This is a genomic window from Sphingomonas floccifaciens, from assembly GCF_042681125.1.
In the GTDB taxonomy this organism is placed as follows: Bacteria; Pseudomonadota; Alphaproteobacteria; order Sphingomonadales; family Sphingomonadaceae; genus Sphingomonas; species Sphingomonas floccifaciens.
Genome location: NZ_JBHUFC010000003.1, coordinates 1,102,774 through 1,124,633 on the forward strand (window position 1 = coordinate 1,102,774; position 21,860 = coordinate 1,124,633).

A 21,860-nucleotide genomic window follows, 5' to 3' on the forward strand; every position below is an offset into this window, starting at 1 on the left:
TCATAGCATCGCCAATGACTCGGGACCGCGCGGTGGAGGGAACAGCTCGTCGAGACGCTGCACTTCGGCATCAGACAGTGCGAGGTCCAGGGCGGCCCGGTTCTCGCGAACATGCGCGATCGATCCGGCCTTGGGGATCGGGATGATGCCGTCCCGCCGCAGCAGCCAGGCGAGGGCCATTTGCGCGGGCGTCGCGCCCCGGGCCTGTGCCATGGCGACAAGGCCACGGTGCCCGAGCAGCCGGCCCTGCTCGACCGGACTGTAGGCCATGACCGGCATCTGTCGGTTGGCCAGCGAGGGTATCAGGTCATATTCGGGACCACGACGCGTCAAATTATATAGGATTTGATCGGTCTGACAGCCCTTGCCGCCGCTCGCGATCAGCTCGTCCATGTCGTCGATGTCGAGATTGCTGACGCCCCAGCGCAGGATCTTGCCGTCGGCGACCAGCCTCTCCATCGCCTCGACCGTTTCGGTCAACGGGACGGAACCGCGCCAGTGGAGCAGGTAAAGATCGATCCGGTCGGTGCCGAGCCGGTCTAGGCTCGCTTCGCAGGCGCGCGGGAGCCGCGTGCGCGACGCGTTCTGGGGATAGGCCTTGCTGACCAGAAACACCTCGTCGCGAACGCCGGCGATCGCTTCGCCGACGAGGCGTTCGGCCTCGCCGTCCGCATACATCTCGGCGGTGTCGATGAGCGTCAGGCCGAGCGACAATCCTTCCCGCAGAGCGGCGATTTCCTGCGACCGGCGACCGTAATCCTCCGCCATCATCCAAGTGCCCTGGCCGAGTGCGGGTACGGTCGTGCCGTCGGGGAAGCATATTGTCTTCATGCACGGTGAACGTCCGAGATCGCTCGTCGGATCATTCGGCCGCGCCCGCAAAAGGTGCCGACCAGACGTCAATGCTGACGAAGGGACGCCAGTCGATCGAAATCTCGTGAAACCGTCTCAATAGGGCGGGGGCCGGCGGCTCCGCTGCTCGCGGGCGGCTTCGGTCCACCAGGCGAGATCGTCGGCGAAGCGCGGGAACGCGCGGGTGAGCGCCTTGCCGCCGTCACCGGCAGGCTGGCCATCGGCGTCGAAAGCACTGCCGATCCCGCCGACCGCGATCGTGCTCGACGTCACGACCATGCCCATTTCCGACAGCGTCCCATGCCAGGCGAGGCCCGCGCGCGCGCCGGCAAAGCGGCCGGCGGAGTAGCTGGCGATCGCGGCGGGGCGCCAATACCATTCCTCCAGGAAATGGTCGGTCAGGTTCTTCAATCCCGGCTGCACGCCCCAATTATATTCGCCGGTGACGAAGACGAAGGAGTCGGCGGCGCGGATCTTGCCGGCGAGCGCCTCCAGCGCGGGCGGCGCGGCGCCGGGGGCATGTTCCTTGTACATGCGGTCGAGGATCGGCAGGTCGACCGCCTTGGCATCGATCAGTTCGGCCTCGGCGCCGCGCTCGCGGAAGGCGGCGACCAGCCACTGCGCGAGCTTTATGCCCTGCCGGTCGGAGCGGTAGGAGCCGTAGAAAACGAGGATGCGGTCGGGCATGGGGCGGCTCCGGTTCGGGGGCGGGAGCGGCAGCCTATCCGAAGCGGAGGGTTGGCGGAATGCTTTGTATAGGCCATCGGGCACGGCATGGCGAAGCCATGCCGTCGGTCGCCGCTTCGCCGGCGCCGGCCGAGCCGTCGTCGAGGCGCAGATTAGCGCAGCTAATCTGCTGCGACGGCTGGAGCGGGTGAGGGGAATCGAACCCCCGTCGTAAGCTTGGAAGGCTTCTGCTCTACCATTGAGCTACACCCGCGCGCCGGACGACCGCTTCGCACAATCGCCGCCTGCGGGTCAATCCGGATCAGACGATTTCGAACAGTCCGGCCGCGCCCATGCCGCCTGCCGTGCACATGCTGACCACGACATGGCGCACGCCGCGGCGGCGACCCTCCAGCAACGCCGCGCCGACCAGGCGGCTGCCGGTCATGCCGAACGGGTGGCCGATCGCGATCGCGCCGCCGTTGACGTTGTACCGCGCCGGATCGATGCCGAGCGTGTCGCGGCAATAGAGGCACTGGCTGGCGAACGCCTCGTTCACCTCCCACAGCCCGATGTCGTCGACCGACAGCCCGGCGCGGTCGAGCAATTTGGGGATGGCGAGGACCGGGCCGATGCCCATTTCCTCGGGCGCGCAGCCGGCCGCCTGGAAGCCGCGGTAGATGCCAAGGATATCCTTGCCCTCGGCGTGCGCCATCTGGCGGTCCATCAGGATTTGCGCGGCGGCACCGTCCGACAATTGGCTGGCGTTGCCGGCGGTGATCGCGCGACCCTCCGGCACCAGCGTGCCACCCGACCAGACGGTGCGAAGCCCCGCCAGCGCGTCGTAGGTGGTACCGGGACGGACGCCCTCGTCAGCGGTGACGGTGATCGTCTCGGTGCCGGTCACCTCGCCCGCCTTGTCGAGCAATGCGTGGTCGACCGTGACGGGGACGATCTCCTCCGCGATGCGCGATGCCGCGGCGGCGGCGCGCTGCTGGCTCTCGGCGGCGTAGCGGTCCTGCGCCTCGCGGGTGATGCCATAGCGCATCGCGACGACCTCGGCGGTTTCGATCATCGCCATCGTCGCGTGCGGGACGCGGTCCGTCACCGATCGCGCGGCCATGCGCGGTGCGCCCTTCGTGACCGTATGGCTGATCGATTCCGAGCCGCCGGCCAGCGCGATGTCGATATCGCCGGCGATGATCGAGCGGGCCGCCAGCGCGACCGCGGTCAGGCCGGAGCCGCATTTGCGGTCGAGCGTGAAGGCCGGCACCGACTGCGGCAGGCCGGCGGCGAAGACAGCCATCCGCCCGGCATTGCCGCCCTGTTCGCCCCACTGGCTGCCGACGCCCCAGAAGATGTCGTCGATCCGTACCGGGTCGATCCCTGCGCGTGCGATCGCCCCGGTCATCGCGAAGCCGGCGAGTTCGGGCGCCTCCGTCGCGTTGAAATAGCCGCGATAGGCCTTGCCGATGCCGGTGCGGGCGGTGGCGATGATGGCGGCTTCACGCATGGGCGGCATCCGGATCGAGAGCGATGGTGGCGAGCGCCGCGCGCCAGGCGTCGGCGAGCGGGCGGGGCCGGCGGTCGACGCGGTCGACATAGACGTGGACGAAGCGCGCCTCCGCCGCGGCCTCGGCTTCGCCGGAAGCGAAGGCACCGAGAACATAGGCGACGCTGGACGTGCCGACATGCTCGACCGCCAGCCCGATCTCGACGGGCTGCGGATAGGACAAGGCGTGCGCGTAGCGACAGCCGGTTTCCACCACCAAGCCGATCGTCTCGCCGGCCGCGACGTCGAGCAGGCCGGCACCGAACAGCCAGTTGTTCACTGCGGTGTCGAACCACTGGTAATAGATGGCATTATTGACGTGGCCGTACTGATCATTGTCGCTCCATCGGGTAACGATGGGCTGCCAGTGGCGATAGGCGTCGCGCGGGCGGAATGGGAGGCGGGGCATGGCGCTGAGCTTAGGGTCCAAACCCAATCAATCCAACGGCCGTGACGGAGCCGATTTTGGTTCAGGGCAAGAAGCGAGGAGCGGAGCGATGCTATTGCATCGTGACCGACGAGCGCCGCAGCCCTGGGCCAAAATCGGCCCGCCGCTCCCGGGTCCCATCGAAGTAATACTTTGATGGGTGCCCTACGCGGTTGCCCTATCGCGTCCGCCGGTCTGCGTCGCGAGGCTTGCAGGTAGCGCCGCTACCTGCTGCATCCCGCTTCTTGCCGGACGAACACGATAGGGCAATCACGGCCATTGGATTGATTGGGTTTGGACCCTAGCCGAGCGGCGCGCTGACGCGAAGCGGTTGCCGCCGTCGTCCGGTGCGATAGGGTCATGCGTCAACAGCCGGAAAGCCCGCGCCCATGCAGATCACCGCCGCCGTCCTGCGCCACCGCGAGGCCGCCATGCCCTATGCCGACAGCCGGCCGCTGAGGATCGAGACGCTGGACCTCCAGCCACCGGGACGCGGCGAGGTGCTGGTACGGATCGCCGCCGCCGGGCTGTGCCATTCCGACCTGTCGGTCATCAACGGCCAGCGCCCGCGCCCGCTGCCGATGGCGCTGGGGCACGAGGCGGCGGGCGTGGTCGAAGCCCTGGGTGCAGGCGTCGACGATCTGTCGGTCGGCGATCATGTCATCATGGTGTTCGTGCCCAGTTGCGGCCACTGCGTGCCGTGCGCCGGCGGACGACCGGCGTTGTGTGAGCCGGGGGCCGCCGCGAACGGGGCGGGGACGCTGCTGGCGGGCGACGTCCGGCTGGCAGGCGCCGACGGGGCGCCGGTGCACCATCATCTCGGCTGTTCGGCCTTCGCCAGCCATGCAGTCGTGTCGCGCCGGTCGCTGGTGAAGATCGACCGCGACCTGCCGCTGCACGAGGCGGCGCTGTTCGGCTGCGCGGTGCTGACCGGGGTCGGCGCGGTGGTGAATACCGCCGAGGTCAAGGCGGGGCAGACGGTCGCGGTGGTCGGGCTGGGCGGTGTCGGGTTGGCCGCGGTGCTGGGCGCGCTGGCGGCGGGTGCGGCGCAGGTCATCGCCGTCGATCTCGACGCCGACAAGCTCGCGCTCGCCGCGACGCTGGGCGCGACGGCGACCGTCCAGGCGGGGGAGGACGCCGTGGCCCAGGTCCGGGCGCTGACCGGTGGCGGCTGCGACGTCGTGCTGGAGATGGCCGGCGCGGTGCGCGCGCTGGAGGCCGCGGTCGCGATGACGGCGCGGGGCGGCACGACGGTGACTGCCGGCCTGCCGCCACCCGACGCGGCGCTGCCCGTCAACATCGTGTCGCTGGTCGCCGAGGAGAGGACGCTGAAGGGCAGCTACATCGGTACCTGTGTGCCAACTCGGGACATACCCCGTTTCATCGCACTCTATCGGGCAGGGCGGCTGCCGGTCGATCGACTGGTCAGCGGGTATCTGACGCTGGACGAGATCAACGCCGGCTTCGACGCGCTGCATGCCGGGCGGGCGGTGCGTCAGATCGTGCGTTTCGACGCGTAGAGTTCAGGAATTACAACTTTCGACAGAATTTTGACGTAATTCGTTCCACGCCGTGCGGATCGGGACACGGCGTGTCGTCTAATCGGCGGGGGGACATGGGCATGGGGCTGTTGCCGTTACTCGTCGCATTCGCCGGTTGCGCACCGACCGCCGTCGTGTGCGATCCCGTCCCGACGACGATCCGACGCAGCCCGTTGATCGAGCGGCATTTCGATTACGCCGCGACGATGCCACAGGGCCTGCGCAGCCGGGCGATCGCAGTCGACGCGCTGCAGCAGCAGGACCGTATCGCCATCCAGCGCAACCAGGCCGACGAACTGCGGCTGAACGGCCCGATCGACCTGACGTTCAGCGCGGTGCGCGTGTCGGGCGGGCGCGGCGGGTCGGACAGCCCGTAGCGCTCCGATCGCTATACGATGCTCAGCCTCGGCGCTTCTGCCGCCGTCGAGCTGGGCGAGGTGCAGCTGCGCGCGAGCGTCGCCAACGCCTCCATCCGGCGCAAGCGCGACCTGTTGCCGACCCCGGCGCGACGGCTGTCGACCGATGTCTCCACCGCCGGGTTGGAAGTGTCGCGCGGGTCGGGGCCGTCGATCGGCGTCGATTACCTGCGCGTCGGCCGCGCCCGCGGACGCCGGCTGTTCAACGGACCCGACTTCGTCGACTTCGGCGGACCGGCGGCGGGCCAGGGCATGCGCCTGTTCCTGGGCGAGCAGCCGATGGAAGCGGGGCGGCTGGCGATGGGCTGGCGCGTGTCGCTCTCATCGCTCCACCGCCCCGTCACCGGTGCGCGCCTGAGCGAGGACCAGCGGCTCGACACGCAGGCCGAGGCACGCTGGTCGCTGAGTTTTTAGAGGCGATCGACATTCATAAGCGGGCGTTAGACGGTCGCCCCGAGGAATCGTCGTCCCGGACTTGATCCGGGACCCAGGGTGACGAGCGACACGGCTTGCGGCTCTGGATCCCGGATCGAGTCCGGGATGACAGGAAAGAGCATTGCGCGACCCGATCCGCCAAAGCGCTGACCAATCCCTCCGTGCTCCGGCGCAGGCCGGAGCACGTGGACGTCTCGAATCAATCCCTAAGGTCGCGGCGGACGTAGACCAGCAGGTGGCGGCCCTCCCGCGGTAGCCGGGCGGCGAGTCTGTAGTCGCGCGCGATCGCGGTGGCGACGATGCGGTGGCTCGCCGCGTTCCACGGCGCCAGCGGCTCGTCCATCGTCACGATCGCCGGCGGGCGGGTGGCGATGATGCGGGCGACTTCGGCTGCCTCGTCGATGCCGACGGCGCCACGCTCGGGCTCATAGGCCAGTGTCGAGGGGAAGGCGTAGGGCGTCGGCACGCAGGTGCGGGACAGCAGATACAGTACCGAATCGCCGGCGAAGACATAGGGGCAGCCGGCATCCCGGTGCTTTGCGAGGATCGCGGCGGCGGTGCGGGCGGTGGTGCGCTCGTCACGCTCGGTCGACAGGTGGAAGATCGCGAGGATGACCGCGCCGGCGGCGACGGCGATCCGCGCCCAGCGATGGCGGCCGAGCGCGGGCGCGGCGAGGATCGTGATCGGGACCAGCAGGGGCAGGGCGTAATGATCGAAGAACGCCCCGATCATCGCGAAGGCGACGAGCGCCGCCGCCAGCCAAGCCGCCGCCAGCACCGTCTCCGCCGATCGCGGTCGGTCGCGCAGGCTCGCGACGACGCAGGCGGCGAGGACCGAAAGCTGCGCACTCGTCCCCGCCAGTCGGGCGACGATCTTGGCCGCCGGATAGCCCCGGCGCAGCGTGACGGACATGAAATTGGCGAACCAGAAGGCATCGAACGTCGCCGCGCCGGCCGCGGCATAAGCGGCGATCACGACCAATGTCGGCGCGAGGCCGAGCAGCATCCACAGCAGCGCGGCCCCGGTCAGATAGCCCCAGCGAGCGCCGGCCCGGTGCAGATACCAAAGGTGCGCCGCGCCGAACATCGCGCCTTCGACCACGGGCGTATATTTGACCTGGATCGCCATTCCGGCGAGAAGGCAGGCGATGCAGCCGCTCCACAGGATCGCGCTTCGATCGCTTGCCTGCGCCCGCGCCGGCAATCCCAGCGTCAGCACGCCACCGGCCGCGACGAACAGATTGTAGAACACCGGCGACTGCCCGCCGCGCCCGCTGAGAAACGACAGCCAGACGATATAGGCGACCGCCGCCGCGACCGAGCCGATCATACTCGCGCCCAGCCGCCGTCCGCCGCGCGCGATCAGCCACGCGGTCGCCGCGGCGCAGACGGTCGCGACCAGCTGATAGGCCAGCACACCGTCGCCCGGCAGCATCCGGATCGCGGCGAAGATCAGGAACAGCCCGATCGGCTTACGGTCCCACAGGTCGACATAGGGGACCGCGCCCGACAGCATCCGGTCGCCGACCAGCAGATAATATTGCTCATCGACATGGATCACCGGATTGCCGAAATCCCGCGCGCGGACAGCGACGGCGACCGCCAGCAACAGCACCGCCACCGTCCATTCGCGCCATCCGCGCCCGTCGATCCTGCGGCCATCCATCGCGCGGCACGCTCTAGTCGTCGAAGAGTTCCTCGTCACCGAGCATATTTTCATGATCGAGGTGCGGGTCGTCGCCGGGCGTGGCGTCTTGTCCCCATAGGGGTGGCGGGCCAGGCTGATGTATCTCGATCTCGACAGGGTTTCCCAGGCGCGGACGGCTGCGCCGTTGTGGACGGTCTTGCTGCCGTTCTTCAACGAACGCGACTATCTGGCCGCGACCATCGCCAGTCTTGCCGCGCAGACCGTGACGTTCCGCCTGATCCTGATCGACAATGCCTCGACCGACGGTAGCGCCGAGATTGCCGTGGCTGCGGCGCGGGCGCACGGGATCGATCACCTGCTGGTCGTCGAACGGACGCCGGGCAAGGTCGCCGCGCTCCAGGCCGGCTTCGTGCACGCGCACACCCGGTGGACCGCGACCTGCGACGCCGACACGCTGTATCCTGCCGGCTATCTCGCGCAGGCCGGTGCGTTGCTGTCGCGCAAGGGATGCGTCGTCGCCGGCGCCTATTTCATCGAGCCGGGGACCGACGAGGACACGCGTCGGGCTCGCGCGCGGACCGTCACGCTCATCGGCCGGCTGCTACCGCGCCAATCGCACACCGGCGGGGCGGGGCAGGCGTTCTGCACGCGGACGTTGCGCCAGGGTGGTGGGTTCGACCCCGCCCGCTGGAACCTGGTGCTGGAGGATCACGAGATCATTCACCGCGCGCTGGGGAAGGGCGGTCGGTGCGGTACGATGCGCTATTCCCGCGATTTCTGGTGCGCGCCGTCGCCACGCGAGCGCGACCGCGCGTCGATCCGCTGGACGGGGCTGGAGCGGCTGATGTATTCGCTGGCCGCGCCGTTCGCGGGCGACTGGTTCTTCTACGAATTTCTGGGACCGCGCCTGATGCGTCGACGCCTCGCGAGCCACCGCATCCGCGAGCGTCAGTTCCAGTTCGACGAAGGACCCGTGTTTGCGTCGCCTCATCCTGTGCTCTGACGATTTCGCCTTTTCGCCCGCAGTCAGCCAGACGATCGCGGACCTGGCCCGCGCGGGGAAGCTGAACGCGATCGGCTGCATGGCCGGAATGCCCAATTGGCCGACGGACAGCGCATTGCTCGCCGATCTGCCGCCGTATGTCGAGATCGGGCTGCACCTGACGCTGACCGAGGAGCGGCCGTTGACCGCGATGCCGATGCTCGCGCCCGATGGCATCTTGCCCGGCATCGGCGACCTGCGCCGTCGCATCGGGCACCTGCCGCTCGACGAAATCGCGGCCGAAGTGACGGCACAGTTCGACGCGTTCATGACGGTGATGGGCCGCCCTCCGGCTTTCGTCGACGGGCATCAGCACAGCCATGCGCTGCCCGGCATCCGCGACATCGTCCTCGCGGAAACCGCGCGCCGTGCACCACATGCATGGCTGCGCAATCCCGCCGACCGGCTGCGCGCGATGCTGGCGCGGCCGTTTCGCGGCAAGGCGATCGGCAGTGCGCTTCACGCCCGCGGCTTCGCCCGCGCAGCCGCCGCAAAGGGGCTGGCGACGAACGACGGCTTTGCCGGTCACTATGACTTCACGTCCGACTATGCCGCGCTGTTCCCGCAATTCCTGCGCCGGCCGGGCAAGCAGCATCTCGTCATGTGTCACCCCGGCGATGGCCTGCGCGAGAATGATGCGATCGGGTCGGCACGTCCCGATGAGGCCAAAGCCTTGCGCGCGCTCGACATAACCTACATTGCTGCGCAGGAAGGTCTGGCGTTTCCCGCCTGACCATATGGGTCATGTGCGACGGTGGATGACGGCGGCCTGCGGGCCATCTTCCTGGAACAACAGCCGATGCTGCGGCGGCTGCTGGTCGCGCGGCTGGGGTCGCCCGAGGATGCCGAAGACGCGCTACAGGATATGTGGCTGCGCATCGACCAGCTCGCCGACCGCCCGATCGCGCAGCCGGCCGCCTTTCTCTACCGCGTCGCTGCCAATCTCGCGACCGACCAGCGCATCTCCGCCGCGCGCCGCGCCGCGCGCGACACCGCCTGGCTGAACGATCAGCCGGGCGACGACGACGTGCCCGATCCCGAACGCGTGCTGGCAGGACGAAGCGAATGGCGGGCGGTCGAGGCGGCGATCGCCGACATGCCCGAGCGCATGGCGACGGCGCTGCGCATGTTCCGGATCGAGGACCAGTCGCAACGGGCGATCGCCGATCATCTGGGGATCAGTGTCAGCGGCGTCGAGAAGCTGCTCCAGCGCGCCTATCGCAAACTTCACGACCATATGGCCGCGACAGGTGAGGGTTGCACTGCACCGCATCGTCTTGATGGCGGAAGGGATGCCGATCGTGAACATTGACGGCGCAGATATGATCGACCGGGCCATCGCCTGGCATGTGCGCCTGCCCGACGCCACGCCCGAGGTGTGGGCGGCGTTCGTCGATTGGCTGGAGGCCGATCCGGCCCATGCCGCGGCCTATGACCGGATCGCGGCCGCAGATCGTGCATTGGATGCGCGCGCCTTTCCGGCGCCCGCGCCCTTAGCCGGTAACGATAATGACGCGTGCGCAGCCTCTCCGCGCCGCCGCGGCTGGTGGCTGGCGGGTGGTGGTGCCGTCGCGGCGGGCGTCGCGGCGCTGCTGGCGATCACGCTGCTGCCGACGCGCGCCGATCCCTATGTCGTCGCGACCGCGGCGGGCGAGCGGCGTTCGGTCGATCTGCCCGACGGCTCGCGCATCGAATTGAGCGGCGGCACGCGCCTGCGACTCGATCGCGCCGCCCCGCGCTTTGCCGCGTTGGAGGCGGGCGAGGCGCTGTTCCATGTCCGCCACGATCCGGGCGCGCCGTTCGTCGTCGTCGCCGACGGCCGGACGGTGCAGGATGTCGGCACCGTCTTCAACGTCGCGAGCGATGGTCATCACCTGTCAGTGGCGGTGGCCGAGGGCGCGGTCGTCTACGAACCGAAGGGGGTTGCCGTCCGGCTGAATCCGGGCGACGCGCTCCAGGCGACGTCGGGCGCGACGAATTTTGTGCGGTCGACCGTCGCCCCGCGCGAGGTCGGCGGCTGGCGCGAGGGTGTGCTGACCTTCACCTCCGAACCGCTGGGCGAAGTCGCTGCGGCGCTGGAGCGGCTCTACGGTTTTCACATCATCCTCTCGCCCGGCTTGTCCGCGCGGCCCTTTACCGGCATGGTCCGCTTTTCGGGGACGGCCGACCGCGATGTCCCGCATCTGGCGGAGCTGATCGGGGCGACGTGGCGACGTGACAAGCAGGGCTGGGTCTTGGCGGAGGGCGCGGGGCGGTAACGCTGTCGGCGCGGTCCTCGCGTTCGCCCTTTTTTCGGCCGGACCTGCCTGCGCCCGCGATGTCGTCGTCGGACTGCGGCCGAGCACGCTGGATGTTGCACTGACCGGTCTGTCGCGTGCCGCCGGCGTCGAGATCATCAGTACTGAACCCGGATTGCGGCTTGTCCCGACGCGGGGTTTGCGCGGGCGTATGTCGGTACGGGCGGCGCTGGCGAAGCTGTTGTCCGGCACGCCGTATCGTGCGGTCGCGCTGCCCTCCGGAGCATTCCGCATCGAACGCGCGCCCGTCGCTCGGCCGGCGCCGCGCCGTGTCCGCCCCGCGCCGATGCGCCCCGAACGCCCGCCTGCGGGCGATGTCGTGGTGACGGCCAGCAAGCAGGACATTCCGCTGCTGCGCTATCCCGGCAGCGTGACGATGATCGACCTGACCACCGCGACACCGCTCGGCGTCGTCGGCAGTCTGGTCGACGCGGCGCGCGGGGTGCCGGTTCTCCAGAGCACACAGCTGGGGCGCGGGCGCAACAAGCTGTTCATCCGCGGCGTCGCCGACAGCAGCTTCAGCGGCAGCACCCAGTCGCCGACCAGTATCTATCTCGACGATGTCCAGCTGACCTATTCCGGGCCGGACCCGGGCCTGCGCCTCTATGACATCCAGAGCGTGGAGGTGCTGGAGGGGCCGCAGGGCACGCTGTACGGATCGGGCGCGATCGGTGGCGTGATCCGCCTGACCTCGGCGCCGGTCGACCTGCGCGCGTCGGCCGCGGGCGTTATCGCCGGCGCGACCGCGACGGAAGGGGGCTCACTCGGGACGGACGTGGCGGCGATGCTCAACCTGCCTGTCGTCCGCGAGCGGCTGGGGGTGCGAGCGCTCGTCTATGGCGTGCGGGGCGGCGGCTATATTCACGACGCGCGCCGGGGTCTCGCCGATATCAATTCGGACCGGACGGTCGGCGGACGGCTGGGCGTCCGGTTCGACACGGCGGACGGCTGGCGGATCGAGGCGAGCGGCGCGGCGCAGCGGATCACCGCGAACGACGGCCAGTATAGCGAGGGCACCGCCGGGCCGCTGACGCGCCGGTCGATCATCGCCCAGCCGTTCGAAAGCGACCTCACCTTCGGTCGCCTGGCGCTGGCGCGGCGCTGGTCGAGTGGACTGCACCTGCTGACCGCGACGGGGATCGTCGGCTATCATTCGACCGAACAGTTCGACGCGACGCCGGCGACCGCCAGCGCGCCGATCATCTATCGATCGCGCCGGTCGAAGCGCCTCGAAAGCCATGAGACCCGACTGTCGCGCACACTGGAGAGCGGGGACAGCTGGGTCGTCGGCGTGACCATCGTCGGCGACCGCGACATCCTGACCCGCACGGTCGCCGGGCCGACGACCGAACGCAGCATCATCGGCGTGACGAACGTGACCAAGTCGACGTCTGTCTTCGGGGAAATGACCGTCGCGCTGGGAAGCAGCTTGTCGCTGACCGCCGGCGCGCGCGGTACTGCCGGGCGGACCGATGGCTCCCCATCCGCGACCCCGGTGTCGGGCAGCTTCGTTCGCGGTCGATCGACCCGCCGCGTCGACCCGACGCTGGCGGCATCCTGGCAGATCGCGTCCGATCTGGCGGTCTTCAGCCGCTTTCAGACCGGATACCGCACCGGCGGCCTGTCGGTGGCGCCGGGGATCGGCCGGGTCGCCGATTATCGATCCGATTCGATCACGGTGGGCGAGGTGGGCGTTCGCCATGTCCGCCACGGCACGCACGGCGTCGCCGCCTCGCTCGGCGTATCGGTCGCGCGGTGGCGGGATATCCAGGCCGACCTGATCAACCGGCGCGGATTGCCCTATACCGACAATCTGGGCGACGCGCGCATCCAAACGCTGGAAGGGACGCTGGACTGGATTCCGCTGACCGGTTTCCAGGTACAGGGTGCGTTCCTGCTGACCGATACTTTGGTGTCCGGGCCGGTCGCCGACCTGTCCAGTCCGGACAACCGCCGCCTGCCGAACACGCCGCCGTTCGCTGCGCATGCGGCGGTTTCCTATCGCTGGAAGAGCGCGGCGATGGCGCCCTATGTCCAGGCGACCGGCGACTATGTCGGGCGATCGGTGCTGGGGACCGGCGACCTGTTCGACATCAGCCAGGGCGATTATGCCGTGCTGGGCATGGCGGCGGGTGTGCGGGTTGCCGGGGTCGATGTGTCGCTGACGCTCGACAACCTTGCCAACGCCCATGCCAATCGCTTCGCGTTCGGCAACCCCTTCTCCTTCGCGTTGCGCGACCAGCAGACGCCGCTCCGGCCGCGCAGCGTTCGGCTGGGGGTCAGTTACGGCTGGTGATCGGTCGCGGTCAGTTCGACGATCTCGAAGCTGTGGCGGACCCAGCCGCGCTGGCGGGCGGCCTCGCCCAGCGCGGCGCGCTTGCCGTCCGCCTCGCGGAACGACTTGGCATGGCCCCAGAAGACTTCGGTCCGGCCGTTGGCCAGTACCGCGACGATCCGCCAGTAATGGGTGAGCGGCGCGGACGTCGGCCCGATCGTCTTCACATAGCCGTCCGGCATCGTCGCCGTCAGATATCGCCGCTTCTTCGCCATGCGACCGGCTTTTTAGCGGTCGCGGGCGGGCGTCAAGCGGGATGGCGTTCAGTCTGGCGACACCTGTGGGATGACAGGGTGGCGAGCGTGACCTTCGATCCGCCTCCGTTCCTGCTGTGTGTGTCGAACGGACTGCGGACCGCATGGTCTGTCTTCTCGCGATCCGGATGGGGTGCGCTGCTCCTCGCCCTTTTGCTCGTATCGATCAGCCCTGCCGCCGCGCAGGTGCAGTCATCGGTCGACCCGATGGCGCACGACGCGGCTGCCGTCGCCGAGCGCTTGGACCTGACCCCGGTCGAGGCACTCCGCCACCTGCGTCTGCAAGCCGCGAGCGTCGCGGAGACCGACGCCATCGCCGATCGCTACGCCGACCGGCTGGCCGGTATCGCCATCGAGCATCGCCCCGATTTTCGCATCATCGTCCGCCTGACCGGGACCGACCCGGTGCCCGATCGCAGCGTCGATTTGGGCGGTAAGCGCGTCGCGATCGTCTTCCAGACCGGCGCCGCGACCACCCGAACCGGGCTCGTCCAGGCGATCGCATCCTATCAGTCAACGATCCGCGACAGCCTGCTCGCACCGCCCGGCCTCGGCGTCGACATGCGTACCGGCGAGCTGGTCGCCGTCGTCTCGCGCCGCGATATCGAGCGGGAGGGGGCGGATGCGTTGCGGGCGCGGCTGGCGGCGCTGACCCGCGTGCCGGTGCGCCTGCGCGTTGTCGACCAGCCGGTGCTCGACCTGGGCAGTATCGCCGGCGGCACACGCATGACGGGTACGCGGCCGGGTGACGCCCATCGGTATCTCTGCACCGCCGGTTTTGCCGTGACCGACGGCGTGCGCAGCGCGCTGGCGACCGCGGCGCATTGTCCGGATACGCTGACCGTGCGTGATCCGGCCGGGCAGAATGTCGACCTGCCGTTCGTCGGGCAATGGGGCTGGGGCAACCAAGACGTGCAGATCAATCTGACGCCCGGCACGCTGACGCCCGAATTCTTCGTCGATACGGCGCGCACGATCAGTCGTCCGGTCACCGGGGCGCGCGGACGGGCGGGGCTGCGCGCCGGAGACGTCGTCTGCCACCGCGGCGAGCGCACCGGCTATAGCTGTTCGGTGATCGAGCTGACCGACTTCGCGCCGGCGGGCGACCTGTGCGGGGGCGCGTGCCTGCCGACCTGGACCACGGTCGCGGGGCCGTCGTGCAAGGGCGGCGACAGCGGCGGGCCGGTATTCCTCGGCACCACCGCCTATGGCCTGTTGAAAGGCGGCAGCTACCGCGCGGACGGCAGCTGCGCCTTCTGGTTCTTCATGTCGACCGACTATCTGCCCGCCCCCTGGCGCTTGCTAACCGCGCCTGCCACCCCATCTGGCGGACCTGCATTACGAGGAGCGACGACGGATGGGCTTTACCGCACGCGAGCTGCGATCGACGATCGAAAGTGACGGCCGGCTGCGGCTGACGATCGACACGGTCGACATCGGTGATCCCGCAGATGACGAGGTGATCGTCCGGGTCGAGGCCGCGCCGATCAACCCCAGCGATCTCGCCCTGCTGCTCGGTCCAGCCGACGTCGCCTCGCTGAAGACGGTCGGCAGCGGCGTGGAACTGACGGTGCCCGAGGCGCGGATGGGTTCGGTCCGTGGGCGCATCGGCCAGTCGCTTGCCGTCGGCAATGAGGGCGCCGGCACGGTGATCGCGGCGGGCAAGGATGCGAAGGAGCTGGAGGGCAGACTGGTCGGGATGATCGGCGGCGGCATGTTCGCCGACCACCGACGTCTTCGTGCTCGTGACGTGGTGCCGTTGCCCGAGGGCGCGAGCGCGGCGGATGGCGCATCGCTGTTCGTCAACCCGTTGACTTCGCTCGGCTTCGTGGAGACGGCGCGGATGGAGGGGCACAAGGCGATCGTCCACACCGCGGCTGCCTCCAACCTCGGCCAGATGTTGCAGAAGATCTGCCTGGCCGACGGCGTGCCGCTGGTGAACATCGTGCGATCGGAAGAACAAGCCGCGATCCTGCGCGGCATCGGCGCGACCCATGTGGTGAACAGCCGCGACGAGGATTTCGACGCGCAACTGACCGCAGCCGTGACCGAGACGGGCGCGACCATCGCCTTCGACGCGATCGGCGGCGGGACGCTGGGCAGCCGCATCGTCCAGGCGATGGAGCGCGCCGCGGTCGGGCGGATGACCGACTATAACCGCTACGGCTCGAACGAATTCAAGCAGCTCTACATCTACGGCGCGCTCGACACGTCGCCTACCACGCTCAATCGTTTGACGTTCGGGTTCCAGTGGAGCGTGTCGGGCTGGCTGCTGACGCCGTTCCTGCAAAAGGTCGGGCCGGAGGTCGCTGGGCGGATGCACAAGCGCGTGCTCGACGAACTGAAGACGACGTTTGCCAGCAACTACACGCGCACGATCGGGTTGAGCGAAGCGCTCGATCCGGAGGTGCTGCGTGCGTATGAGCGCAAGGCGACGGGCGAGAAGTTCCTGATCGATCCGACGCGGGGCTGAAAATCCTCCCCTGGAAGGGGAGGGGGACCGCGCGCGCAGCGCGTGGTGGAGGGGTGTCCCGCTATCCGTAGAGGGGTGACACCCCTCCGTCACGCCTTCGGCGTGCCACCTCCCCTGCAAGGGGAGGATTTACGGGCTGATCCGCGCGCCGTCCCACGCGAAGATTTCACCGCTCTCCGCCGGTGTCAGCCCGTCCAGCACCACCAGCAACCGCTCCGCGGCATAGTCCGGCGTGAACAGCTTTTCCGCAGCGACATTGCCGCGGAACGGGGCGCTCAGTCCGGTTTCAACCGTCCCCGGATGCAGCGCCACGCACACCGCCTGGCGATGCGTCCGGGCGAGTTCGATCGCCGCTGTCCGAACGATCTGATTGAGTGCGGCCTTGGCGGCGCGATAACCGTACCAGCCGCCCAGCCGGTTGTCGGAAATGCTCCCGACCCGCGCCGACAGGCAGGCGATCACGCCCCGGTCGTCGCGCGGCAGCTTCGGTGCGAAATGGCGCAGCACCAGTGCCGGGCCGACCGTATTGACGCGATACTGATCGAGCAGCCAGTCGGCATCGAGCTCCTTCAGGCTCCGCTCGGGCCGACGGTCGCCGTCATGCAGCAGCCCGGTCGCGACGATCGTCAGCGCGACCGGCCCCGCGATCCCCGCCGCCGCACGCTCGATACTGGCCGGGTCGGTCAGGTCGAGCGTGGGGCGTGCGAGGGCATGGACGCGGTCGAATTCGCCCGACCGGTCTAGCCGCGCGACCAGCGCCGCACCGATCCCGCCGTTCGCTCCGATCACGACCGCCTGGCGCATCTTTTCCTCCGCATGGGAACCGGGCGTCCGATTCCGGCATCTGCCTTACATGCATCAGGACGAACGAACCGCCCGACGGGTCCCGCCCACGCCCGTCCTGATCCCCGTGCTCGGCGATCAACTGTCGGCGGACCTGGCCTCCCTGCGCGACATCGATCCGAAGCAGGCGGTCGTGCTGATGATGGAGGTGTGGGACGAGGCGACCTATGTGCGCCATCACAAGAAGAAGATCGCGCTCATCTTCTCCGCGATGCGCCACTTCGCCGACGACCTGCGTGCCGCCGGCTGGACGGTCGATTACGTCACGCTCGACGCGCGCGGCAATACGCAGAGCTTCACCGGCGAGGTCGTCCGCGCGGCCAAGCGGCACAAGTCGAAATCGATCCGCGTCGTCGAGGGTGCGGAATATCGCGTGCGGGCCGCGCAGGACGAATGGGCCGACCGCACGGGCCTGCCCGTCGATATCCTGCCCGATGACCGCTTCGTTTGTCCGATCGTCGACTTCTACGGCTGGGCGCAGGGACGGCGCGAGCATCGGATGGAATATTTCTATCGCGAGATGCGCCGCAAGACCGGCCTGTTGATGCAAGACGATGGCAAGCCCGTCGGTGGCCAGTGGAACTTCGACCGCGACAATCGCGCCACGCCGCCGCGCGGGCTGAACTACCCGCCGCCCGAACGCTTCCGCCCCGATGACACGACGAAGGAGGTGCTGGGTCTCGTCGCCAAAAGGTTCGACGGGCATTTCGGCGACCTCGAACCCTTCGGCCTGCCGGTCACGCGCAAGCAGGCGCTGAAGGCGCTCGACCAGTTCATCGCGACCGCGCTGCCCGACTTCGGCCCCTATCAGGACGCGATGATCGCAGGGCAGGACTATCTGTACCACAGCAGCCTGTCGCTGTGCCTGAACCTGGGCCTGCTCGATCCGGTCGAGGTGTGTCGCGCGGCGGAGGAGGCGTACACGCGCGGCGATGCCCCGATCAATTCGGTCGAGGGCTTCATCCGCCAGATCATCGGCTGGCGCGAGTATATCCGCGGCATGTACTGGTGGGACATGCCGAAATTCGCCGAGCGCAACGCGCTGAACGCGACGCGGCCGCTGCCCGAATTTTACTGGACCGGCGACACCAACATGCGCTGCCTGAGCGAAAGCATTGGCCAGACCCAGCGCGAGGCCTATGCCCATCATATCCAGCGGCTGATGGTGCTCGGCAATTTCGCGATGATGGCCGGCGTCGCGCCGCAAGAGATTTCGGACTGGTTCCTGGTCGTCTATTTCGATGCCTATGAATGGGTCGAGCTGCCCAATGTCATCGGCATGAGCCAGTTCGCCGATGGCGGCATGATCGCATCCAAACCCTATGCGTCGAGCGGCGCGTACATCGACCGCATGTCCGATTATTGCGGGCGCTGCCGCTACGACGTGAAGCAGAAGACGGGGCCGGACGCCTGCCCGTTCAATGCGCTCTACTGGCACTTCCTCGCGCGGCACGAAAAGCGCTTCGCCGCCAATCCGCGAATGGGGACGATGTACGGGACATGGGGCCGGATGAGCGCGGAGAAACGGGCCGAATATCTGGCGAGCGCGGAGGCGTTTCTCGACACGCTGGAACCTGCGAAGGCGGGGTGGGCGAAGGCGGCCCCCTGACCTTTCTCGTTCGTGCTGAGCTTGTCGAAGCACCGTTCCTTTTTTCCGGCGGCAGAAAGGCGGTGCTTCGACAGGCTCAGCACGAACGGAAGGGGGCGTTAGACGGTGGCAATCGCCTTCAACACCGATGCTTGCCCCGCAATCAGTTCAGGAAACCGCGCCGGCGCCTCGTCCAGCGCGAAGTCGTGCGTGCGGATGCGGTCGGTCGGGACCTGTCCGCCGGCGATCGCCGCGATGACGCCCGCGAAGTCGTCGGCCAGCGCATTGCGGCTGCCGATCAGGCGCATTTCGCGCTTGTGGAATTCGGGGTCGGCGAAGGTCACGTCGTCCTTCACCACGCTGACCAGCACATAGCTGCCGCCATGCGCGACGAAACCGAACCCGGCTTCCATCGCGCGGACGTTGCCGGTCGCGTCGAACACGATGTCATAGAAATCGCCGTCCGTCCGCGCCGCCAGCGTGTCGCGGATGCCCGCATCGACCACCACGCCCTCGACACCGACGATGTCGCAGGCGCGCGCCAGCCGTTCGGCGCTGGTGTCGGTCAACGTCACATCCGCGCCCGTCAGCCTGGCGAACAGCGCGACGCCGACGCCGATCGGCCCGGCGCCGACCACCAGCACACGGTCCCCCGCCGCCGTGTCGCCGCGGCGAACCGCGTGGTAACCGACCGCCAGGAATTCGACCATCGCCGCCTGGTCGGGCGTCAAGCCGGGCACGCGAACCACGGCGCTTTCCGGCACCGTCAGATACTCCGCCATGCCGCCGTCGGTGTGGACACCCAGCACATGAATCTGCGTGCAGCAGTTCGGCTTGCCCTTGCGACAGGCGACACACGTCCCGCAGGCGAGATAGGGGTTGATCGTGACCAGTTCGCCGGTCGCGAGTGGTGAGTCGGGGTCGGCTGCGACCACATGACCGGCCAGCTCATGCCCCATGACGCGCGGGTAGCTGAGGAACGGCTGGTTGCCGGCGAAGATGTGATAATCCGTCCCGCAGATGCCGACGCGGGCGATGCGGATCAGCACCTCGCCCGCGGCGCGCTCCGGCATCGGTCGCTCGACCAGGGACAGGCGGTGGGGTTCGTCGCAGACGATGGTCTTCATGATCGGGTCCAGATGGCCGGGTCGAGGCGCAGGCTACGCCCGGCGGTGAGTGTAACGCTGTGCGTGCGCCCGGCGTGACGCACCACGCGCCGGCCGGAAAGGGTCGGGTGGAGCATGACCGAGGTCGGCCGTCCACCCTCCCACGCCAGATCGACGCTGCATCCGCCGCGCACGCGCACTCCGGCGATGCTTCCCTTCGCCCAGGCGGCGGGGAGGGCAGGGAGCAGCTGGATCCTCTCGTCGCGGCTCTGCACCAGCATCTCCAGAATGCCCGCCGCGCCGCCGAAGATGCAGTCGACCTGGAACGGCGGCTGATAGCCCGGCATTGCGGTCGCGTTGGGCTGGCTCTGAAGCAGGGTCCGTACCTGCGCATAGGCGCGGTCGGCGTCGCGCAGATGCGCCCACAGCGCGATCCGCCAGGCGAGCGCCCAGCCGGTCGCATCCGCGCCGCGCAACTCCAGCGACCGGCGGACGGCGGCGGCAAGGTCGGGCGTGTCGTCGGTGTTGACCTGCTGGCTGGGGAAAAGCGCGTAGAGGTGCGAGGTGTGGCGATGCGTCTGTTGGGGCGCATCGGCGTCCCAGTCGAGCAGCCACTCCTGCAACTGTCCTGCCTTGCCGATCCGGTCGGGGGCAAGCCGCCCGCGCATCGCCGCCAGCTCGCGACGCAGCGCGGCATCGGTGCGCAAGGTCTCCGCGCTGGTGATGGTCCGGTCGAACAGGTCGCGCAACAGCTGTCGGTCCATCGCCGGCCCGGCGCACAATGTACTGCCGTGACCATGGTCATTCTCCGGCGACAGCGACGGGTTGGTGACCATCGTGCCGCTCACCGGATCCGCGACCAGCGTATCGAGGAAGAACAGCGCCGCCCCGCGCAGCAGCGGATAGATGCGCCGCAGATAGGTCGGGTCGCGCCCGTAATCCCAATGGTCCCACAGCTGGCACGACAGCCACGCCGCCCCCATCGGCCACAGCCCCGTCCGCGCGCCGTCGACCGGCCCCGAGGCCCGCCACAGGTCGGTATTGTGATGCGCCACCCAGCCGCGCGCGCCATACATCTCCCGCGCCGTCCGCGCGCCGGAGATCGCCAGTTCCTCGACCATCCGGGTCAGCGGCTCGACGCATTCGGCCAGATTGCCGCTCTCGGCCGGCCAATAGTTCATCTCGGTATTGATGTTGATCGTGTATTTGCTGCCCCACGGCGGGCGGTTGAGCTCGTTCCACTTGCCCTGCAGGTTCGCCGGCTCGCCGCCGCGCGACGAGGCGATCAGCATATAGCGGCCGAACTGGACCATCAGCGCGGCCAGCGCCGGGTCGTCGCGGGTCATCGCGCGCGACAGGCGGTTGTCGGTCGGGCGCTGTGCCGCCTCGGTCGTGCCGAGGTCGATCGACAGTCGGCGGAACAGCGCGCGGTGGTCGGCGACGTGCGCGGCATGCAGCGCGTCCCACCCTTTGGCCCGCGCCGCCGACAGCCGCGCGCGGACCGAAGCTGCCGGATCGCCGTTGACATCGACCGGAGAGCGGAACGCGGTGGCTGCGGCGATCAGCACCAACACCGACCGCGCGTCGCGGACCCGGATGCCGCCCGCGTCGCTCGTTCGGATGCCATCGGTGACGACCGCGACGCCGCCGGCAAAGCGCAGCCGGCCGGGATTGTCGAAGTCGGTGTTGCTGACGCCCTCAATCCACAGCCCGTCATCGTCCAAGCGCACGCTGCCGCGCTGCCCGCTGGACAGGCTGCAATCGAGCGCGAAGGGCCGGTCGGCGGTGATGCGGATCGCGACCACGTCATCGACCGCGGAAGCGAAGGCTTGCCGCTCGTAGCGGATGCCGTCCGAAACGAAGCGCACCGTCGCCACTGCGGAGTCGAGATCGAGTTCGCGGCGATAATCGGCGAAGGACGTGTCGTTCGCTTGCGACAAGTCGAGCGTCAGGTCGCCCAGCGACTGGTACGACATCTCGCGCCGGGGCACCGCCTGGACGCGCTCGTTCGCCAGCGTTTCCGCCTCGGCATAGCGGCCCGCGAAGATCAGTCGCCGCACCTCGGGCAGCGCATCGCGCGCGGCCGGATTGACGTTGTGATAGGGGCCGCCCGAGAACAACGTGCCTTCGTTCAGCTGCACGCGCTCGCGCTTCACGCCGCCCAGCAGCATCGCCGCGATCCGGCCGTTGCCGATCGGATAGCCCTCGACCCACGCCTGGGCGGGCTTGGCGTGCCACAGCATCGTCGTCGCCGGGGCACCGCGTCCTCCGTCCGAGGACTGTGCCGCCGAAAGGGTGGGAGACAGGCCGCCGAACGCACCGGCGGCGAGGCCGCCTTCAATCACCGTGCGCCGACTGAACATCGCAAGCTCCCAGGTCTTTCGG

Annotated in this window: 20 protein-coding genes and 1 tRNA gene; 11 read left to right on the top strand and 10 right to left on the bottom strand. The window is 68.8% G+C overall.

Features of this window, described 5'->3' with window-relative positions; genetic code table 11:
- The 5 genes from ACFSC3_RS12160 to ACFSC3_RS12180 all read right to left on the bottom strand — a co-directional run bounded on the left by ACFSC3_RS12160 (window position 1) and on the right by ACFSC3_RS12180 (window position 3,479).
- Window positions 1-831 carry an aldo/keto reductase gene (locus ACFSC3_RS12160; protein WP_380940703.1) on the bottom strand — a complete coding sequence of 277 codons (831 nt, stop codon included), beginning with the start codon at window positions 829-831 and terminating at the stop codon, window positions 1-3.
- Between the two features lie 117 nt (window positions 832-948).
- Complete coding sequence (locus ACFSC3_RS12165; RefSeq protein ID WP_380940704.1) at window positions 949-1,539, bottom strand: NADPH-dependent FMN reductase; 591 nt, start codon at window positions 1,537-1,539, stop codon at window positions 949-951.
- 179 nt (window positions 1,540-1,718) lie between these two features.
- Window positions 1,719-1,792 (bottom strand) — tRNA-Gly (locus ACFSC3_RS12170).
- 48 nt (window positions 1,793-1,840) lie between these two features.
- Window positions 1,841-3,031 (bottom strand): acetyl-CoA C-acyltransferase, encoded by a 1,191-nt coding sequence (locus ACFSC3_RS12175; protein WP_380940705.1) that lies wholly within the window; start codon window positions 3,029-3,031, stop codon window positions 1,841-1,843.
- A complete protein-coding gene (locus tag ACFSC3_RS12180; RefSeq protein WP_380940706.1) occupies window positions 3,024-3,479 on the bottom strand; it encodes an acyl-CoA thioesterase in 456 nt (151 codons plus the stop codon). Before ACFSC3_RS12180 ends, ACFSC3_RS12175 begins: the two co-directional genes overlap by 8 nt.
- Window positions 3,480-3,886: 407 nt before the next feature.
- Between ACFSC3_RS12180 and ACFSC3_RS12185 the strand changes: the two genes are divergently transcribed.
- The 3 genes from ACFSC3_RS12185 to ACFSC3_RS12195 all read left to right on the top strand — a co-directional run bounded on the left by ACFSC3_RS12185 (window position 3,887) and on the right by ACFSC3_RS12195 (window position 5,868).
- Window positions 3,887-5,017 carry a zinc-dependent alcohol dehydrogenase family protein gene (locus tag ACFSC3_RS12185; protein ID WP_380940707.1) on the top strand — a complete coding sequence of 377 codons (1,131 nt, stop codon included), beginning with the start codon at window positions 3,887-3,889 and terminating at the stop codon, window positions 5,015-5,017.
- A gap of 95 nt (window positions 5,018-5,112) precedes the next feature.
- Entirely contained in the window at window positions 5,113-5,415 is a 303-nt protein-coding gene (locus tag ACFSC3_RS12190; RefSeq protein ID WP_380940708.1) for a hypothetical protein, read from the top strand.
- Window positions 5,416-5,433: 18 nt separating this feature from the next.
- Window positions 5,434-5,868: a hypothetical protein gene (locus ACFSC3_RS12195; protein ID WP_380940709.1), complete on the top strand. Its 435-nt coding sequence runs from the start codon at window positions 5,434-5,436 to the stop codon at window positions 5,866-5,868.
- Between the two features lie 220 nt (window positions 5,869-6,088).
- Here the strand turns inward: ACFSC3_RS12195 and ACFSC3_RS12200 are convergent, their stop codons facing one another.
- Window positions 6,089-7,555: a hypothetical protein gene (locus ACFSC3_RS12200; RefSeq protein WP_380940710.1), complete on the bottom strand. Its 1,467-nt coding sequence runs from the start codon at window positions 7,553-7,555 to the stop codon at window positions 6,089-6,091.
- A gap of 118 nt (window positions 7,556-7,673) precedes the next feature.
- On the opposite strand from ACFSC3_RS12200, the gene ACFSC3_RS12205 reads away from it, so the two are divergent.
- Genes ACFSC3_RS12205 through ACFSC3_RS12225 form a run of 5 tightly spaced genes read left to right on the top strand, consistent with a single transcriptional unit; the run spans window position 7,674 to window position 13,172 of the window.
- Window positions 7,674-8,540 carry a glycosyltransferase family 2 protein gene (locus ACFSC3_RS12205; RefSeq protein ID WP_380940711.1) on the top strand — a complete coding sequence of 289 codons (867 nt, stop codon included), beginning with the start codon at window positions 7,674-7,676 and terminating at the stop codon, window positions 8,538-8,540.
- Window positions 8,515-9,312 (top strand): ChbG/HpnK family deacetylase, encoded by a 798-nt coding sequence (locus ACFSC3_RS12210; protein ID WP_380940712.1) that lies wholly within the window; start codon window positions 8,515-8,517, stop codon window positions 9,310-9,312. Before ACFSC3_RS12205 ends, ACFSC3_RS12210 begins: the two co-directional genes overlap by 26 nt.
- 21 nt (window positions 9,313-9,333) lie before the next feature.
- Complete coding sequence (locus ACFSC3_RS12215; RefSeq protein ID WP_380940713.1) at window positions 9,334-9,891, top strand: RNA polymerase sigma factor; 558 nt, start codon at window positions 9,334-9,336, stop codon at window positions 9,889-9,891.
- On the top strand, window positions 9,872-10,837 hold the full coding sequence (locus ACFSC3_RS12220) for a FecR family protein (protein ID WP_380940714.1): 966 nt from the start codon (window positions 9,872-9,874) through the stop codon (window positions 10,835-10,837). Before ACFSC3_RS12215 ends, ACFSC3_RS12220 begins: the two co-directional genes overlap by 20 nt.
- Complete coding sequence (locus ACFSC3_RS12225) at window positions 10,794-13,172, top strand: TonB-dependent receptor (RefSeq protein ID WP_380940715.1); 2,379 nt, start codon at window positions 10,794-10,796, stop codon at window positions 13,170-13,172. The genes ACFSC3_RS12220 and ACFSC3_RS12225 overlap by 44 nt, the downstream gene beginning before the upstream one ends.
- On the opposite strand, the gene ACFSC3_RS12230 is transcribed toward ACFSC3_RS12225, so the two are convergent.
- The gene (locus ACFSC3_RS12230; RefSeq protein ID WP_380940716.1) at window positions 13,160-13,426 is read right to left on the bottom strand and encodes a hypothetical protein; all 267 of its coding nucleotides are present in this window, start codon (window positions 13,424-13,426) and stop codon (window positions 13,160-13,162) included. The two genes, ACFSC3_RS12225 and ACFSC3_RS12230, sit on opposite strands and share 13 nt — an antisense overlap.
- 78 nt (window positions 13,427-13,504) lie before the next feature.
- Between ACFSC3_RS12230 and ACFSC3_RS12235 the strand changes: the two genes are divergently transcribed.
- Both ACFSC3_RS12235 and ACFSC3_RS12240 read left to right on the top strand, forming a co-directional pair.
- A complete protein-coding gene (locus tag ACFSC3_RS12235) occupies window positions 13,505-14,866 on the top strand; it encodes a chymotrypsin family serine protease (RefSeq protein WP_380940717.1) in 1,362 nt (453 codons plus the stop codon).
- A complete protein-coding gene (locus ACFSC3_RS12240) occupies window positions 14,823-15,938 on the top strand; it encodes a zinc-binding dehydrogenase (RefSeq protein ID WP_380940718.1) in 1,116 nt (371 codons plus the stop codon). The genes ACFSC3_RS12235 and ACFSC3_RS12240 overlap by 44 nt, the downstream gene beginning before the upstream one ends.
- Window positions 15,939-16,067: 129 nt before the next feature.
- Here the strand turns inward: ACFSC3_RS12240 and ACFSC3_RS12245 are convergent, their stop codons facing one another.
- Complete coding sequence (locus ACFSC3_RS12245; protein ID WP_380940719.1) at window positions 16,068-16,742, bottom strand: SDR family NAD(P)-dependent oxidoreductase; 675 nt, start codon at window positions 16,740-16,742, stop codon at window positions 16,068-16,070.
- Between the two features lie 49 nt (window positions 16,743-16,791).
- Here ACFSC3_RS12245 and ACFSC3_RS12250 point away from each other — a divergent pair, with 49 nt between their 5' ends.
- Entirely contained in the window at window positions 16,792-18,390 is a 1,599-nt protein-coding gene (locus ACFSC3_RS12250) for a cryptochrome/photolyase family protein (protein WP_380940720.1), read from the top strand.
- A 98-nt stretch (window positions 18,391-18,488) separates the two neighbouring features.
- On the opposite strand, the gene ACFSC3_RS12255 is transcribed toward ACFSC3_RS12250, so the two are convergent.
- Both ACFSC3_RS12255 and ACFSC3_RS12260 read right to left on the bottom strand, forming a co-directional pair.
- Window positions 18,489-19,496, bottom strand: coding sequence for a zinc-binding alcohol dehydrogenase family protein (locus ACFSC3_RS12255; protein ID WP_380940721.1), 1,008 nt, complete (start codon window positions 19,494-19,496; stop codon window positions 18,489-18,491).
- Window positions 19,493-21,838: a glycoside hydrolase family 95 protein gene (locus ACFSC3_RS12260; protein WP_380940722.1), complete on the bottom strand. Its 2,346-nt coding sequence runs from the start codon at window positions 21,836-21,838 to the stop codon at window positions 19,493-19,495. Before ACFSC3_RS12260 ends, ACFSC3_RS12255 begins: the two co-directional genes overlap by 4 nt.
- Between the last annotated feature and the right edge of the window lie 22 nt (window positions 21,839-21,860).

What these genes read in the sequence shown, in the direction of transcription:
- ACFSC3_RS12160 (WP_380940703.1), bottom strand. Translation starts at nt 831, where the DNA reads ATGAAGACAATATGCTTCCCCGACGGCACGACCGTACCCGCACTCGGC.
- ACFSC3_RS12165 (WP_380940704.1), bottom strand. Translation starts at nt 1,539, where the DNA reads ATGCCCGACCGCATCCTCGTTTTCTACGGCTCCTACCGCTCCGACCGG.
- ACFSC3_RS12175 (WP_380940705.1), bottom strand. Translation starts at nt 3,031, where the DNA reads ATGCGTGAAGCCGCCATCATCGCCACCGCCCGCACCGGCATCGGCAAG.
- ACFSC3_RS12180 (WP_380940706.1), bottom strand. Translation starts at nt 3,479, where the DNA reads ATGCCCCGCCTCCCATTCCGCCCGCGCGACGCCTATCGCCACTGGCAG.
- ACFSC3_RS12185 (WP_380940707.1), top strand. Translation starts at nt 3,887, where the DNA reads ATGCAGATCACCGCCGCCGTCCTGCGCCACCGCGAGGCCGCCATGCCC.
- ACFSC3_RS12190 (WP_380940708.1), top strand. Translation starts at nt 5,113, where the DNA reads ATGGGCATGGGGCTGTTGCCGTTACTCGTCGCATTCGCCGGTTGCGCA.
- ACFSC3_RS12195 (WP_380940709.1), top strand. Translation starts at nt 5,434, where the DNA reads ATGCTCAGCCTCGGCGCTTCTGCCGCCGTCGAGCTGGGCGAGGTGCAG.
- ACFSC3_RS12200 (WP_380940710.1), bottom strand. Translation starts at nt 7,555, where the DNA reads ATGGATGGCCGCAGGATCGACGGGCGCGGATGGCGCGAATGGACGGTG.
- ACFSC3_RS12205 (WP_380940711.1), top strand. Translation starts at nt 7,674, where the DNA reads ATGTATCTCGATCTCGACAGGGTTTCCCAGGCGCGGACGGCTGCGCCG.
- ACFSC3_RS12220 (WP_380940714.1), top strand. Translation starts at nt 9,872, where the DNA reads ATGCCGATCGTGAACATTGACGGCGCAGATATGATCGACCGGGCCATC.
- ACFSC3_RS12230 (WP_380940716.1), bottom strand. Translation starts at nt 13,426, where the DNA reads ATGGCGAAGAAGCGGCGATATCTGACGGCGACGATGCCGGACGGCTAT.
- ACFSC3_RS12240 (WP_380940718.1), top strand. Translation starts at nt 14,823, where the DNA reads ATGGGCTTTACCGCACGCGAGCTGCGATCGACGATCGAAAGTGACGGC.
- ACFSC3_RS12245 (WP_380940719.1), bottom strand. Translation starts at nt 16,742, where the DNA reads ATGCGCCAGGCGGTCGTGATCGGAGCGAACGGCGGGATCGGTGCGGCG.
- ACFSC3_RS12250 (WP_380940720.1), top strand. Translation starts at nt 16,792, where the DNA reads ATGCATCAGGACGAACGAACCGCCCGACGGGTCCCGCCCACGCCCGTC.
- ACFSC3_RS12255 (WP_380940721.1), bottom strand. Translation starts at nt 19,496, where the DNA reads ATGAAGACCATCGTCTGCGACGAACCCCACCGCCTGTCCCTGGTCGAG.
- ACFSC3_RS12260 (WP_380940722.1), bottom strand. Translation starts at nt 21,838, where the DNA reads ATGTTCAGTCGGCGCACGGTGATTGAAGGCGGCCTCGCCGCCGGTGCG.